Annotated in this window: 10 protein-coding genes; 5 read left to right on the top strand and 5 right to left on the bottom strand. The window is 51.2% G+C overall.

Features of this window, described 5'->3' with window-relative positions:
* Positions 1-169 precede the first annotated feature (169 nt).
* The 3 genes from JOD20_RS14210 to JOD20_RS14200 all read left to right on the top strand — a co-directional run bounded on the left by JOD20_RS14210 (position 170) and on the right by JOD20_RS14200 (position 6321).
* Complete coding sequence (locus tag JOD20_RS14210; protein ID WP_204755897.1) at positions 170-2719, top strand: glycoside hydrolase family 48 protein; 2550 nt, start codon at positions 170-172, stop codon at positions 2717-2719.
* 164 nt (positions 2720-2883) lie between these two features.
* Positions 2884-4746 carry a glycosyl hydrolase family 8 gene (locus tag JOD20_RS14205; RefSeq protein ID WP_204755896.1) on the top strand — a complete coding sequence of 621 codons (1863 nt, stop codon included), beginning with the start codon at positions 2884-2886 and terminating at the stop codon, positions 4744-4746.
* Positions 4747-4830: 84 nt separating this feature from the next.
* Positions 4831-6321 carry a family 8 glycosyl hydrolase gene (locus JOD20_RS14200; protein WP_204755895.1) on the top strand — a complete coding sequence of 497 codons (1491 nt, stop codon included), beginning with the start codon at positions 4831-4833 and terminating at the stop codon, positions 6319-6321.
* Positions 6322-6375: 54 nt separating this feature from the next.
* Here the strand turns inward: JOD20_RS14200 and JOD20_RS14195 are convergent, their stop codons facing one another.
* Together JOD20_RS14195 and murJ are read right to left on the bottom strand one after the other, a co-directional pair.
* Positions 6376-6804, bottom strand: a complete 429-nt coding sequence (locus JOD20_RS14195; RefSeq protein ID WP_204755894.1) for a hypothetical protein — start codon at positions 6802-6804, stop codon at positions 6376-6378.
* A 112-nt stretch (positions 6805-6916) separates the two neighbouring features.
* Positions 6917-8740, bottom strand: coding sequence for a murein biosynthesis integral membrane protein MurJ (gene murJ, locus JOD20_RS14190; RefSeq protein WP_204755893.1), 1824 nt, complete (start codon positions 8738-8740; stop codon positions 6917-6919).
* A 102-nt stretch (positions 8741-8842) separates the two neighbouring features.
* Between murJ and rpsT the strand changes: the two genes are divergently transcribed.
* Entirely contained in the window at positions 8843-9130 is a 288-nt protein-coding gene (rpsT, locus tag JOD20_RS14185; protein ID WP_054535094.1) for a 30S ribosomal protein S20, read from the top strand.
* Between the two features lie 643 nt (positions 9131-9773).
* Here rpsT and JOD20_RS14180 read toward each other — a convergent pair.
* The 3 genes from JOD20_RS14180 to JOD20_RS14170 all read right to left on the bottom strand — a co-directional run bounded on the left by JOD20_RS14180 (position 9774) and on the right by JOD20_RS14170 (position 15721).
* The gene (locus JOD20_RS14180) at positions 9774-11885 is read right to left on the bottom strand and encodes an elongation factor G (protein ID WP_204755892.1); all 2112 of its coding nucleotides are present in this window, start codon (positions 11883-11885) and stop codon (positions 9774-9776) included.
* A gap of 578 nt (positions 11886-12463) precedes the next feature.
* Positions 12464-14962, bottom strand: a complete 2499-nt coding sequence (gene recG, locus JOD20_RS14175; protein ID WP_204755891.1) for an ATP-dependent DNA helicase RecG — start codon at positions 14960-14962, stop codon at positions 12464-12466.
* Positions 14963-15358: 396 nt separating this feature from the next.
* A complete protein-coding gene (locus JOD20_RS14170; protein ID WP_204755890.1) occupies positions 15359-15721 on the bottom strand; it encodes a hypothetical protein in 363 nt (120 codons plus the stop codon).
* Between the two features lie 442 nt (positions 15722-16163).
* On the opposite strand from JOD20_RS14170, the gene JOD20_RS14165 reads away from it, so the two are divergent.
* Positions 16164-16400, top strand: coding sequence for a hypothetical protein (locus tag JOD20_RS14165; RefSeq protein WP_204755889.1), 237 nt, complete (start codon positions 16164-16166; stop codon positions 16398-16400).
* Positions 16401-16506 lie beyond the last annotated feature (106 nt).

The raw sequence follows: 16506 nt of genomic DNA, 5'->3' as shown, positions 1-16506 counted from the left end.
CAACTAGCAAATCCTCGGCAATGGTTGCAGCAAACGATCCGCGCTGTTTGCTCCAACCATTGCCCTAGGCTCGCACGCTAGTTGTATGGAAATAGATAGCTCTGCCGTCGATTGGGCAGAGGTTCGCTTCGTATTGTCTCTGAACTTTTCATTTATCCAAGGAGCATGTATGTCTCGACACTATTATGCCCGTGGGGCGATGTTGTTAGCGCTGCTAACAATGATTGGTGGTCTGCTGACCACTCAGAATGCCAAACCAACTGCTGCTGCTGCCAGTTGTGTTGTCACCTATCGCGTACCCAACGATTGGGGCAGTGGCTTCCTCGGCGATGTTAACATTCAAAATAATGGTGCTGCACTCAGCAGCTGGACGGTTGGCTGGACGTTTGCTGGCAATCAGCAAATCAGCAACCTCTGGAGTGGCGTGGTCAGCCAAACTGGCCAAAACGTCACGGTCAGCAACGCTGGTTGGAACGGGGCAATCGGCAGCGGTGGCGCTGTAAACTTTGGCTTCCAAGGCACCTACAGCGGAGCTAATGCCCTGCCAACCGTGTTTACCTTAAATGGTGTGGTTTGTGGCGAAAATAATCCAAATCCAACCGCAACGACCCGCCCAACCAACACAACCGTGCCACCAACCGCAACCACGCGGCCAACCAACACCGCAGTTGTGCCACCAACCAACACGGCTGTGCCGCCAACCGCGACCACGCGGCCAACCAACACAACCGTGCCGCCAACTGCAACCAACGGCCCAACCAGCACGCCACGGCCAACCAATACGCCAACCGTGGTGCCACCAACCAGCACGCCAACCATTCCAGGCGATGATACGTATGATCAACGCTTCTTGGAACTATATGCTGAGCTGAAAAACCCAGCCAATGGCTACTTCAGCCCAGAAGGCGTGCCCTACCACTCAATCGAAACCCTGATTGTTGAAGCCCCAGATTATGGCCACGAAACCACATCCGAAGCCTATAGCTACTGGTTGTGGCTCGAAGCCATGTATGGCGAAGCAACTGGCAACTGGCAACCATTGGCCGATGCTTGGCGCAATATGGAAATGTACATCATTCCAACCAGCCAAGATCAACCAAGCAGTGGTTCATACAACGCCAATAGCCCAGCCACCTACGCTGGCGAATGGGAACAGCCAAACCTTTATCCATCACAATTGCAAACCAACGTCTCAGTTGGCCAAGACCCAATTGCCGCCGAATTGCGCTCGGCCTATGGAACCAGCGATGTTTATGGCATGCACTGGTTGCTCGATGTTGATAACTGGTATGGCTATGGCCGCCGTGGCGATGGCACCAGCAAACCATCATATATCAATACCTTCCAACGTGGCGCGCAAGAATCAGTGTGGGAAACTGTGCCCCATCCATCGTGGGAAAGCTTCAACGATGGTGGCACCAACGGCTTCTTAGATTTGTTCACTGGCGATGCAAGCTATGCCCGCCAATGGCGCTACACCAATGCTCCCGATGCTGATGCCCGTGCTGTCCAAGCGATCTACTGGGCTAAAGTATGGGCCGACGAACAAGGCGGCTCGCCAATCGTCAATGGCTTGGTAACCAAAGCCTCCAAGATGGGCGACTACCTGCGCTACGCCTTCTTCGACAAGTACTTCAAGCAAATTGGCTGTAAATCAACCTCGTGCCCAGCAGGCTCAGGCTACAACAGCGCTCACTATCTGTTGTCGTGGTACTACGCTTGGGGCGGCTCGATTGGCAACGGCGGCGGCTGGGCATGGCGCATTGGCAGCAGCCACAATCACTTTGGCTACCAAAACCCAATGGCAGCCTGGATCTTGGGCAGCCAACCAGCCTTCAAACCAGCTTCACCCAATGGCGCTCGCGACTGGAACACCAGCTTGACCCGCCAAATTGAGTTCTACACCTGGTTGCAATCAAGCGAAGGCGCAATTGCTGGTGGTGCTACCAACAGCTGGAATGGCCGCTACGAAGCAGCTCCAGCCGGCACCAGCACCTTCTACAACATGGCCTACGACGAAAAACCGGTCTATCACGATCCTGCGAGCAACACCTGGTTTGGTTTCCAAGCTTGGTCGATGGAACGGGTCGCAGAATACTACTACGCTTCAGGCGATGTCAAAGCCAAAAACGTGCTCGACAAGTGGGTAACGTGGGCTTTGGCCAACACCACCTTGACCAGCAATGGCAGCTACGAAATTCCATCAACCTTGGCATGGACTGGCCAACCAGCAACTTGGAACGCCAGCAACCCAGCTGCCAACACCAATTTGCACGTTACGGTTGTCGATAAGACCCAAGACGTGGGTGTTGCCGCCGCCTACGCCAAAACCTTGATGTACTACAGCGCCGCTACCAAGCGCTATGGCACCCAACACGTTGCTTCACAAACCATGGCCAAAGCATTGATCGACCGCATGTGGACCCAGTATCGCGATGATAAGGGTGTTGCTAACCCAGAAACCCGCCGCGACTACAACCGCTTCGATGATCCAGTGTCTGTGCCAAACGGCTGGACTGGCACGATGGCCAATGGCGATCCAATCAACAATTCATCGACGTTCTTGAGCATTCGCACCAAGTACGAAGATGATCCAGCGTTCCCAGCAGTGCAAGCCTACCTCAACGGTGGCCCAGCACCAACCTTCACCTACCACCGCTTCTGGGCCCAAGCCGATATCGCAATGGCGTACGCCGAATACGATCGATTGTTCCAATAAGCATCACGACTGCGCGTTAGTGCCGGCTAACGCGCAGTCATTAATAAACCTTAATTGCAGGACTTTTAGGCTATCCATTAAATATCTTAATAAAGAGTAAACTGAGGGCGGCAGTTAATTGTCTGCCCTCTTTTTTCTGAATTGTTCTTTTCGGAGGTTGTTTGATGTTAAAGCATCGCAAAATGCTGCTGCTCGTGGCATTACTCGCGCTGATTAGCGTGCCATGGCTGCAATCCAAATCTGCCCAAGGCAATAATGTTAGCCCATTGTTGTTTCCCTATAACCAACCCTCAGGCATTAACTACAATGTGACCGATCTCACGCAGGCTTGGAACGAGTGGAAAAGCAATATGATCACCGCCAACAATGCTGGCGGCGGCAATCGCCTACGCGTGATGGGTGGGGTCGATAGCTCATCGACGGTTTCCGAAGGCCAAGGCTATGGCATTCTGTTCGCCTCGATTTTCGACGACCAAAACACGCTTGACGGTTTGTGGTTGTTCACCCGCGATCACCTTGACCCCAACGGCTTGATGCACTGGCACATTGGCAATCCTGGCCAATTGCGCGGGAGCTACGCCGCCACTGATGGCGACGAAGATATGGCCTTGGGACTCGTCAATGCCTGTGTCAAGGTGCGCAAGGGCGTTTGGCAACCAAGCAGCAATGGTCTCGATTATTGTAGCTTGGCAACAACGATGATCAACAATATTTACACCTACGAAGTTGATCACCCAGGCTCAAGCCCAATCGCTGGTTTGCCCAACAACCCAGGCAACGAATTATTACCCGGCGATGGCTGGAACCTGACCCGCGATTATCCAGAAGGCATCGTCAATCTTTCCTATTTCTCGCCTGGCTATTTCACCGTCTTTGGTAAATTCACAGGCAAAACCAGCGAATGGGAAGCGGTCAATGCCCGCAATTATGAAATTACCAACTTAGCTCAATCGCGCCCGGGCAACTGCTCCAAGCTCGTGCCCAACTGGAACCAATATGATGGCGATGCCCAACTCGTTTCGTGGCAGCCAGAAGAATACGCTTGGTGGAGCTATGACGCAGCACGCTTTGCATGGCGCGTTGCCGTCGATAAAGCGTGGTACAACACCGCCAGCTCACGCGAAACCATGAACGAAGTTGGTGGTTTCTTCAGCAGCGTCGGCATCGAAAATGTGCAAGCCCGCTATCGCATGAACGGCACCTCGGTCGATAATTATCGCGGCGTGTTCTTCGTGGCCAATGCTGCTGCCGCAATTTGGGCCGCTCCTGCTGCGCAAGCTGTCAATTGTGGCGCTGCCACGGGCCAGCTCAAAACCACGCCGCAACAAGCGTATAACATGGTTTTGGCAACCAAAGATTCGCCAAATTCATATTATGTCAATGCTTGGCGTTTGATGAGCATGTTGCTGCTGACTGGCAACTTCCCCAATATTTATGAATTGGCCAACGGCGTTACGCCAACCAGCACGCCAGTGCCAACCAACACCACCGTGCCAGCAACCAGCACGCCACGCCCAACCAACACCACTGTGCCAGCAACCAACACGCCAGTGCCAACTAACGTCTTGCCAACCAATACCACCTTACCAGCAACCAACACGCCAGTGCCAACTAACGTGTTGCCAACCAATACAGCGGTTCCAACGATTCGCCCAACCAACACGCCAGTGCCAACCAGCGCGCCGCCAACCAATACGCCAATTGCTGGCGCATGCCAAATCAGCTACACCATCAGCAACGACTGGGGCAGTGGCTTCACCGCCGATGTCAGTATTCGCAACAACGGTGCAGCGATTAATGGCTGGAATGTGGCTTGGACATTCGCAGGCAATCAACAAATTAGCAATCTCTGGAATGGCGTTGTCAGCCAAACCGGCCAAAACGTCAGTGTCAATAGCGCTGGCTGGAATGGCTCGATCGCCAGCGGTGGCACTGCTAGCTTTGGCTTCCAAGGAACCTACAGCGGTAGCAACCCCAAGCCAAGCAGCATTAGCTTAAACGGCACCGCATGTAGCGTCGCGCCATAAGATTCTTGGTATACTAGCCGTCGGTTTATTGCAAGGATGCAGCCCACAACTGCATCCTTGTTTTTGTGTCTAGGAGCAATCACGATGAAGCAAGCATTCCACTCGCGTTGGCTTATTTTGGCAATTTTAGTCGGCCTCGGCTTTACGTTGCCACGTGAGCAAGCAGCCAAGGCTAGCCCGCAAGGCTTTACTTTTCCCTATAATCAAGCTTCAGGCATTAACTACAATGTGACCGATCTCACGCAAGCATGGAATGAATGGAAAAGCGCCCAAATTACCAGCAACAACGCTGGCGGCGGCAATCGCTTGCGGGTGCTGGGTGGGGTCAGCAATAACACGACGGTTTCCGAAGGTCAAGGCTATGGCATGCTGTTCGCCTCGTTATTCGATGATCAGACGACCTTCGATGGGTTGTGGCTGTTTACCCGCGACTACTTTACTACTCGTGGCTTGATGCACTGGCACATCGGCAATCCAGGCCAAATTAATGGCAGTGGCGCTGCCACCGATGGCGATGAAGATATGGCCTTGGGCCTTGTCAATGCCTGTGTCAAAGTGCAACAAGGGGTTTGGCCCGCCAGCAGCAATGGGCTGAATTATTGCAGCTTAGCCACCACGATGATCAACAATATTTATACTTACGAAGTTGATCATGCTGGCAGCAACCCGCCCGCTGGTTTGCCCAACAACCAAGGCAACGAGCTTCTTCCAGGTGATTCTTGGTCGACCGCGACCGAATATATCCAAGGTATTGTTAATCTCTCTTATTTTTCACCTGGCTATAGCACGGTCTTTGGCAAATTTACCAATAAAAATAGCGAATGGGCCGCCGTCAATACCCGCAACTATGCAATTACCAATTTGGTGCAAGCCAAAGCTGGCAATTGCTCCAAACTGGTGCCAAATTGGAATCAATATGATGGCGATGTACAGTATGTTTCGTGGCAGCCTGAGGAATCGGCGTGGTGGAGCTACGATGCAGCCCGTTTTGCATGGCGAGTCGCAATCGATAAGGCTTGGTACAACACCGCTAGCTCGCGCGAAACCATGAACGAAATTGGTGGTTTTTTCAGTAGCGTGGGCATCGACAACCTGCAAGCCCGCTATCGGCTCGATGGCACCTCGGTTGATAATTATCGCGGCGTGTTCTTCGTGGCCAATGCTGCTGCCGCGATTTGGGCCGCGCCAGCTCCACAAGCTGTCAATTGTGGCGCTGCAACCGCCAGCCTGAAAACCACGCCCCAACAAGCCTACAACGCCGTGCTTGCAACCAAAGATACGCCCAACAGCTATTATCCCAACGCTTGGCGCTTGCTGAATATGTTGTTGCTGACTGGCAATTTTCCCAATTTGTATGAGATGGGCTTGGCAGGCAATGGCGGTACCGCAACGCCAACCGCAAGCAACACGCCAACCAGAACGGCGACTGGCACGCCTACAACCAGCACCACCACGCCTGCGACGATTACCATCACCCCAAGTCGCACGCCAACTGCAACGCCAAGTCGCACACCAACGCTGGTGCCAAATTTGAATTTTCGTATGTATTTACCGTTTGCTAAATCCAATCGCTAATTAAATACAAAACGGCGGCAGTTCCACCCAACTGCCGCCATCCGCCACAATCAATTAGACAAGTTTTGGTTTACGCGCAACAAAGACAATGCTCGTGACAAATAAAACCAAGCTTGCAGCTAAGAGCAACCAAAAACCTAAGCCTGCCACAATATCGCGTTTTTCCGAGAAGCCAATTGTGAGCAAGCCATGGAATGCAGCAATCAAGAAACTTGCGATAATACTAAAAATTCCAAATACTTTTTTGCCAGTCAGGCTCAATAAAGCGAATAAACCACCAATTGCAACAGCAGCCCCGATAACCAGATAAATGGTTTTATTTGCCGCTGGAATTAAATCGCTAATTTCGCCACCAAGTACTTGAAACACGCTAATCTTTAAATCTGGCGAGCTGGTGCTTTGAATATAGGGCAAGAATAAACCAACCAACATAATCAAACCCAAAACTGCCATTACGATTGTTGAAATCCGTCGTGTAGCCATAATTACGTCCCTCCATAAACAATTTTCTGTTGATGGAGATACTATAATTGGCTTATGTGTCATGTTCTGTCACGAATTGAGCAATTTTAGTGTGAATTAGCTCACAGCTGATTTAGCGCCGTTTCAGCCGCCCCAAAATGCGTTGTTGCCAAACTGCTGCTTCGGGCGCACCCAAGGCGCTTGAGCAAGCAAAATAGATTGCAATCGCCAATAAGCCATTAAACAGCAACGAACCGAGCAAGCCAGCCAAACTTTGGGCTTGTGGCGCAATTTGCACCCAAGACTTTAGATCAAATAAGTTGGTTTGCCACGCCAAGCCCAAACCGCCAATCGCTGCAATGGCAAAGCCCAGCCATTGAGGCAGCGGCTCGGCCTTCAAACGTCGCCACCCATAATTTAAGCCAAGTAAGCCAACAATCAACAGGCTAAATATCGGCGCTTGCAACACCAACGCCATCGCCAACGAGCTAAGCAGCGTAATGAGCAACGAACGCTGCAATTGGCCAGCAGCATCAAGATTGCCATTGCGCCGCCGCCACATCACCAGCAGCAACAATAATTCAAGATTGTTGGTAACGCTAAATGCCCCCGCCAGCACAATATGGCTGGTGCTATAACGAGTCAGGATCCAACACAGACCAATATTCAACACCACGGTCACAATCCCAATCAGCACCGGAATCGTGGTTTCTTGGCGGGCATAAAAGCCACGAATCAAGATTTCGGCAGCACCAAAGGCTGGCAGCGCCGTGGCATACATCATCAAGGCTTGCACCACCCACAAGGTCGATTGGCTATCGAAGTTGCCGCGTTGGAACAGTACCTGGACAATTGGCGTGGCCAGCAGCATCAAGCCAACAGCGGCGGGAATAATTGCCCATAATACTGTGCCCAAGGTGCTGCGCGTCGTTTGATTAAAGCCTTCCTCATCGCCTGCCGCATCCAAGCGGCTGAGTTGGGGAAACATCACAGTCGCCAAGCTGAGGGCAAAAATGCCATGCGGCAGCAACATCAACGTTAATGCGTTGCTCAACGCCGTGGCGCGGCCATCGCCAAGCAATTTGGCAAAGCTAAAAATTGCGATTGTGTTGATTTGCATGGCTGCTTGGCCAAAAACCCGCGGCCCCATCAACAGGCCAATTCGGCGCAAGGCAGCATCGCGCCAATTAAACAACACTTGATAGCGAAAGCCCGCCCGATAGAGCACCGGCAATTGACAAACCAAATAGAGCAACGCACCCAGCACCACGCCCCACGCAGCGCCTTCAATCGAAACCGATTGGCCATTATGCTCAACCACGCTGATCGGATGTTGCACCAAGCCAAAACGCACCAGCAACGGCCCAATCAGCACAATTCCCGCAATAATCGCCACGTTATAAATCACCGGAACTAAGGCTGGCATGGTGAAATGATCAAGCGCATTCAGCGTTGCCATTGCCAAACCACCCAAGCCAAGCAGCAACGGCGAGAGCATAAACAAGCGCACCAAATATATCGCCAAACCGAGTTGTTCGGGCGTATAAGTCGGGTTAAGCCAACGTAGCAGCGGGTCGGCTAGCAGCAAAATCGCCAACGAAACCACACTTAGCACCGCCAAAGCTGCGTTAATCACCAAATTGGCAACTTGCCACGCTCGTTCATGAGTTTGGTTGGTATAGGCTTCAATAAAAATTGGAATAAAGGCTGTGCCCAACGCGCCGCCAATAATCACCAAATACAACAAATCGGGAATTTGAAAGGCTGTGGTATAAATATCGCTGACAACATTGGTGCCAAAGTAGCTCGACAAGACTGTTTGGCGCACAATCCCAATCACGCGACTTAATAAATAGCCCAACATCACAATTGCGCTATTGAGCACTGCACTCATCGAGCGCTTGCGTAATGGGCTGGAAGTGGGCGTGGGAGTCGGCGATAATGACTCGTTGCTCATTTTGATTCTTTCTGGTATAATCCATCGTCGCGAATCCAAATTAGCCGCAGGCTGCGTGGCCTCGGCGTTTTCTTATGATACCAAACCTTCGAGGAGGTCACGTTGGCTAATACAGCTTCAGCCCGCAAACGCATTCGGACAACTGCTCGCCGCCATGCACGCAACGTTATGGTGCGCTCACAACTCAAAACCTTGGTCAAGAAATCAGCTCAAAGCGTCAATGCTAAAAACGAAGCTAGCAAAGAGTCGTTGGCAGCAGCGTTGAAAGCCTTGGACCAAGCAGCCGCTAAAGGCATCATTCACAAAAACCAAGCAGCCCGCCGCAAATCACGGTTGGTTCGCCGCTTCAACATTGCTAATGGCATCGGCACCCGCACCACCGTGCAATAAGCTCTGCCATTTTTAGCACTGTTCTGCAATGAAAGCCCCATCTGTGGGCTTTTTTGCGTTAACAGAGAAAGAACAGAGAGCATAGGGGTTGGGGATCGGGAAGTAAGAACATAGAGCATAGAACATAGAACATAGGGGATAAGAGATCGGGGTTTTAACGCAGCGGCGCAGAGATAAGTATGGCTATGGGCTATGGGCTATAGGTGTACTGGTTCGTTAGATTGGCAACGAAATTCATGCCCTCACCCCCCAGCCCCGCTCCCACTGAACGCGGGCGAGGGGAGCACCGGTTTTTACCAACGTATTGCGCAAGAACCACGGGATTAAAGCCCCTCGCCCGCCACGTGGGTGAGGGGTTGGGGGTGAGGGGAAATCGATGGTTAATGCAATGACCAGTACATATAGGCTCTAGGAATAATTCCCAGAGCCTACAGCCCGAATTTTCATCCTTCATCCCTTCTTTTCGCCACAAATTTATTGATTACGTTCCCAAAGCCTATAGCCTATAGCCATTCCTCCCTTCTTTTGCCTTTTGACTTTTGATTTCTGCCTTCATCCCTTGGTTCTCTGCGCCTCTGCGTTAAATTTTTGACTTTTGACTTCTGCCTTCATCCCTCATCCTTCATAATTCATCCTTCAGTCGCTATTCATCGTCGTCGTGGTGCTGCTTGGCATTGGCGATGATGGTTTGGGCGACGCTGTGCGGCACATCATCATAATGATCAAGCCGCATCACAAAATCGCCACGGCCTTGGGTAATCGAACGCAAATCGGTCGAGTAGCGTTGGCATTCGGCCAAAGGCACATGGGCGGTAATCAAGGTGCGGCTATGGCCAATTTGCTCCATGCCTTGCACTCGCCCCCGTTTATTGCCATTCAAATCGCTCAAAATATCGCCAACATATTCATCGGGAACATTGATGTTGAGCACATAAATTGGCTCGATAATTACCGGATTGGCTTTGCGCGCAGCCTCGCGGAAGGCAAATTTACCAGCAGTTTTGAAAGCAATTTCTTTGCTATCAACCGGATGTTCCTTGCCGTCGTAAATCACGGCCTTCACGTCAATCACTGGGTGGCCAGAAAGCACGCCCAAAGCCATCGATTCGCGAATGCCCTTTTCAATCGCTGGCCAGAACGAGCGCGAAACCACTCCACCTACAATTTCGCTCGCAAATTCGAGTGGATCAGCGCGATCAGGATCGGCTGGCAATGGCTCAAGCCGCAGCGAAATTTCGGCAAATTGGCCAGCTCCACCAGTTTGCTTTTTATGGCGATAGGTTGAGCTAGCGGTGCTGCTGATGCGTTCGCGATAGGGCACGCTAGGAATTGCCAAATCGAAATGCACATCGAATTTGCGCTTCACTCGTTCGGCGACAAAATTCAAGTGCGTTTCGCTCAAGCCTGCAAGCAAGGTTTCGCCAGTTTGGATGTCGCGCCCAAGCTGCAAAATCGGGTCTTCTTCAATAATTCGATGCAGTGCATTGCCTAACTTGTCGAGGTCGTTTTTGGAATGTGGGGTGACTTTGGCGGTAAAGGCGGCTTCGGGGTAGCTAATGCCGCGCAAGCGCAGCGGATTGTCAGCGCCGTAGAGTGTGTCGCCGCTCAGTGTGTCGGCGAGCTTGGCCACAGCTCCCAAATCGCCTGCATGCACCACCGAGACTGGCGTTTGCTCCTTGCCGCGCAACTGGAAGAGTTGACCAATGCGTTCGTCGCGGCCTGTGCGCGCATTGCGCACCACCGAGTTTGAGTGCAGCTCGCCGCTAAATACGCGGAAGCAGCTCAAACGGCCAACATATTGATCGACATGGGTTTTGAAAACCAGCGCACTCAGCGGCTCGTCTGATTTGCCTTCGAGAAAATAATCATCATCATTGCGCAAATCGTGGGCAGTGGTCAAACGCTTGGCCGCGGATGGAATCGCATCGAGAATGCCATCGAGCAACTGGGGAATGCCCGAAAGCGTAGTTGCCGAGCCGATAAACAGCGGCATAATTGTATGCGCATTGATTGCAGCCTGAAAGCCTTGGCGAAGCTCTTCATCGCTAAGCGCTTCTGCGCCGCCTGCCAAATATTCCTCGATCAAGTGGTCGTTGGTCATGGCAATTTTTTCAATCAAACCATCGGCCATTTGCAGAGCTGCAGGGCGAATCTCAGCAGGAATTTCGGCGATCTCATAGGCTCCATCTTTGCCATTGTGATGCAGCCATGCTTTGCGTTTGCGCAACGAAACAATGCCCTTGAAGTTCGCTCCGCTGCCGATTGGCATATGCATTGGCGTGATTGCTTCGCTCAGCAGGCCTTTGGCTTGTTCGACGGTGCGTTGAAAGTTGGCATTTTCGCGATCAAGCTTGTTAATAAAAACAACTCGTGGGATATTCGCCTCACGAGCCATTTGCCACAGCAATTCTGCACCAACTTCGACCCCGCCAGCGGCATCAAGCACCAGCACCATCCCATCGATCACCCTGAGCGCCGCAGCAGCTTCGCCGCGAAAATCTGCATAGCCAGGCACATCGATAAAATTGAACTTGTTGCCGTTCCATTCGATTGGAATCACCGAGAGGTTGATTGAGGCGTGGCGTTTGACTTCATCGGGGTCGTAATCGCTCACGGTTGAGCCATCTTCGACGCGCCCCATGCGTGGGAGGGCTTTGCTGGCGAAAAGTAGGGCTTCAGCGAGGGTCGTTTTGCCAGCACCGCCATGGCCAAACAGGCCAATTGTGTGGATACGATCCGGACCGTACTCTTTCATAGAGACTCCTCCTTTGGAGTTACTTGAAACGACGACGGAATCAATGTGAGGGTTGATTGTCTGTCGATTATAGCGCCGTCGCGAGCGAACGGCAAGCTTAATCCTTAAAGTACCTAAACCATCACGCTTGGGCGATCGCGGTTTAGGCTTTGAGCATAACATGCGCCAAGTGACAGAATGTTACAGTTTCGCTACCGTTGGAGATAAATCAAAAATTTTTAAGCGCAAAAGCAAAGAGTTTTGGTTTGAGGAAAATAAAAAAACGTTTTAAACCACAAACGGCTCGCATAATGGAGCCGCTTGTGGGAGAGAAGAGAGAGGAGAAGGTTTGAATATATAGTACACCACCAATCACTCTCTGTCAAGAGGGTCTTTGGTGTTTTAGTTGGGCAATTTTCGCAACCTTTGTAGTAGCTATTTGTAATGGTTTATTACGTTAACAACGGCCTGATACCCTCACCCCCTTGCCCCCTCTCCCGCCCGCGAGGCGAGGGGGAACCACGCGCCCCTCGCCCGCGTTCAGTGTGAGAGGGGCTGTGAGGGCATGCTCTGGTTGCCAATCCAAAGAACCAGTATAGCTAGTTGCTTTGGGTTTCCATGCCAGCCCAAAAGGCTTGGAGTTTTTCGCGAACCTTGGCATGCTCAGGCAATTCTAGCTCAGGGTCAATCTTCAAGATGCGTTCAGCCTCGATTCGCGCCGCGTGCAACAAGCGCGTATCGGTCAGTTGCGCCACTTTGAGATCAGGCGTGCCGCTCTGGCGAATGCCAAAAAACTCGCCAGGCCCACGCAGTTCAAGGTCAACCTCGGCCAAGCGAAAGCCATCTTCGCTTTCTTCCATCGACGAAAGCCGCGCCACCGTCACATCGTTATCTTCTTTATCGCTGACCAAAATGCAGAATGATTGATGGCTGCCGCGCCCAACCCGCCCACGGAATTGATGCAATTGGGCTAAGCCAAAGCGCTCAGCACCTTCGATCATAATTGTTGTAGCGTTGGGAATGTCGATGCCAACTTCAACTACCGCCGTTGCCACCAAAATATCAAATTCACGGTCGCGAAACTGCGCCATAATCGTGTCTTTTTCGCTCGCCGTCATGCGGCCATGAATCAAGCCCACTTTCAGCTCAGGGAAAATCTCGTGCTGCAAATGCTCTTGCTCGACAATCGCCGATTTCACATCTTCGAGTTTTTCGCTTTCCTCAACCAACGGGCAGATCACAAAGGCTTGGCGACCAGCAGCAATCTCTTTGCGCATATGTTTGTAGGCTTTGCTGCGTTCGCCTGAGCTAATCCATTTGGTGCGAATCGGCTGGCGGCCTGGTGGGCGCTCATCAATCACCGAAACATCAAGATCGCCATAAATTGTCAAGGCCAACGAGCGCGGAATTGGCGTGGCCGTCATCACCAAGAGATGCGGATTAAAGCCCTTGCGTTTGAGCGCCTCACGTTGCTCAACCCCAAAGCGATGCTGTTCATCGACCACCGCCAAGCCAAGCGCCTGATAATCGACATTGGCTTGAATCAGCGAATGCGTGCCAATGATAATGTCAACTTCGCCATCGGCAATTAATTTGAGTGCTTCGCGGCGTTGGCGAGCCTTTAGGCTGCCAGTCAACAGTGCTACCCGAATGCCACCTGGCTCTGGCTCTGGCTCATCGGCGAGCATCAGCAATTGCTTAATTTGCGCCAGCCGATTACGTTTTTCTTGATCAAGATCGCTGCGCCAATCGCCATTCGTCGGCGTTTCGCGGCCAGGAATTTTAACATTCGCTAGCAGTTTTTTCAGGCCGCGATAGTGTTGCTCGGCCAAGATTTCGGTTGGAGCCATCATCGCGCCTTGAAAGCCAGCCGCAACGGCCTGCACCAAGGCTGCTGCTGCAACCGCCGTCTTGCCCGAACCAACATCGCCCTGCACCAAGCGGGTCATCGGTACGGGTCGCTCCAAATCGCGGCAAATTTCGGTAAAGGTGCGCGCTTGAGCATTGGTCAACGCAAAGGGCAACGAAGCCAAATAGGCATCGTGAATTGCTTGATTAAAGGCGATTGGTTGGCCTTGCACCCCTTGATAGAGCCGTTTGCGCTGCAACACGCCCAGCTGAATGTACAAAAATTCATCAAAGCCCAAGCGTTGGCGCGCCCGTTGCACCATCGCCCAGCTATCAGGAAAATGAATTTGGCTGACTGCAACGCCCAAAGGCAACAAACTGGCGCGTTCGCGTAGCTCAATTGGCAATGGATCGGGCAAAGTTGGCGTAAGTACATCGACCACTCGTTTGATCACTTGGCGAGCATTGCGATCTTGCAGGCCTTTGGTTAGCGGGTGAACTGGCACAAGTCGGCCAGTATGCACCAAATCGTCCTCGACAAATGGCTCCCACTGTGGGTTGCTCATCGATTTCATTTCGCGAAACATACTCACTTTGCCGCTGAGCACAATCCGCATGCCTTCACGAAATTGCTTGGCCATCCATGTGCCACGAAACCACGAAGCCTTGAGCACGCCAGTATCGTCGCCGACCGTAATTTCAACGCCTTGGCGACCTTTGGCATTGAAGCTTTTAATCGCATCGACGGTCACAATCACGGTATCAGTTTCGCCCACCACCAAATCGCAAATCTGCTTGCGTTTGCTAAAATCGTCGTAGCGATGCGGCACGTGATAAAGCAAATCTTCGAGGCTATGTACGCCCAGCTTAGCAAACGAGCGCGCGGTACTTGGCCCAATGCCCGCCAAATTTTTCAGCAAGGTATCGAGCGGCGGTACGGCTCCAACTGGCTCGGTCGGCGCTTTGGGCTGTTTACGAAACAAATTGCGCAGCCGATCAAGCGCGACACTCAAACGCGCCTCGCGTTCGGCATGGCCCAAATCGGAATAGCCATCGAGCGCATCAAGCACGCCCTGCACAACTGGTTCGTGCAAGGCTTGGGGATGCTGCGCTTGCCATTCGCGCAGAAAGGCGCTAATTCCCTCGGTGGTTGCAGTATCGTCGCAACCGGCTTTTTCCTCGGCGGCCAAGGTTTTGCCAAGGTCAATAATATGCTGATTTGCTTGCATAGCCATCAAAACAAAGAACATAGAAATTTCTATGTTCAAATCTAGTCGCTCACCTGTGCGTATATTGTACCAGAATAAGAACAGAGAACAGAGAGCAGAGAACAAAGGATGAGGGATGAAGGATGAAGAGCAAAAGTCAGAAGGCAAAAGTCAAAAGTCAAAAGTCAGAAGCCTATAACCTTCGTGGATTCATTTTCTTGGCGCAGAGGGAAATATGGCTAAGGATGAAGGATGAAGGATGAAGTACGAAAGGCAAAATCAAAAAGCAGCTGTGTCTGTGCGCATAGAAGAATAATCAAACAAATCTGTGGCGAAAAAACTTAACCTTCGTGGTCTTCGTGGTCTTCGCGGTTTCAGCCTGCATGGCTAATTTCAACCACGCCCCGATAGCCCAAAGCCAATAGCCTCATCCAATGATTAAATCTTTTTCAATTGCAAATACCACAGTGCTCGATCCCAAGTCAACAGATGTAAATTTTCAACAATTTTGAGCGCATCGGCCAAGAGATAGAAGTTTTGCGAAAAAACTTGCTCGCCTGTATGAATATGTTGAATCATCACCCAAAAATTCTTGTCTTTGCTGGTTTGTTTTTTAACCGGATCATAGGTGTTGGTTGGATACAAACAAATAATTGGTTTATCGGATAGCAATCGCTTCGAAGCAGTTACAAGTTCATGGCCTTTGGGGCAAGAATAATCGTCTGGCAATTCCCAATCATCATCGTGAAACTCTTGCCATGCTAAACAATAATCACAATGAAAACTCCAAATGACTTTCATTCTTCACTCCTTGTTATGTAGCGCTCATTATTATAAGTAAAATCGAACATTCCATTAGTTGGGCTATAGGCTGATGGCTATTGGATGGAGCAATCATTGAAATCCAAAAATTGTTCCGCATCCTTGATCCATTCATGCTCTGCGCCGCTGCGTTAAAAATCTAATCCACGAATATTAGGAACATTCTGTTTCCATAGCCTAACGCCTGTAGCCTAGAGCCTCATCCTTTGCGGCATTCGTGGTCTTCGCGGTTTCAGCAGGCATGGGTATTTCAATCATGCCCACGATAGCCTAACACCTGTAGCCAATAGCCTTTATGGATCAGTGCTGAATCCAGCGGAATGGAACCAAATTGCTACTTGTAACTTGGCATGAATCCACTACAATAGAGCGAAGCATCGGATCGTGGTAGCTACCACGTGGCATTTTGGAGGAAACCCCAATGACTGATAATGAACCAGGGTTTTTCGAAAATTTGGTTGAAAAAGCCAAGGATGTTGCCGAGTCGGTTGGTGAATTTTTAGGCGATGCCGCTGAAAAAGCTGGCGACCTTGCAGAACAAGCAGCAGAAAAAATTAGCGATGCTGCTGAAGTCGTTGGCGATAAAGCTAGCGATGTCTATGAAGCCGCCAAAGATAAATTGGGCATCGACGGCGACGAAGCTCCTCCAGCTGCCTAAATTGCGCTCAAACACAAAAAACCACCCTCAGCACCTAAATATGCTGAGGGTGGTTTTGTTTAGGATTCAGTTATCAGGGGCGAGGGATCAGCTTTTAGCTAAAACA

It is taken from the genome of Herpetosiphon giganteus, from assembly GCF_016907925.1.
In the GTDB taxonomy this organism is placed as follows: Bacteria; Chloroflexota; Chloroflexia; order Chloroflexales; family Herpetosiphonaceae; genus Herpetosiphon; species Herpetosiphon giganteus.
Note: the sequence above shows the minus strand (reverse complement) of the source record. Positions and strands in the feature narration are given on the sequence as shown.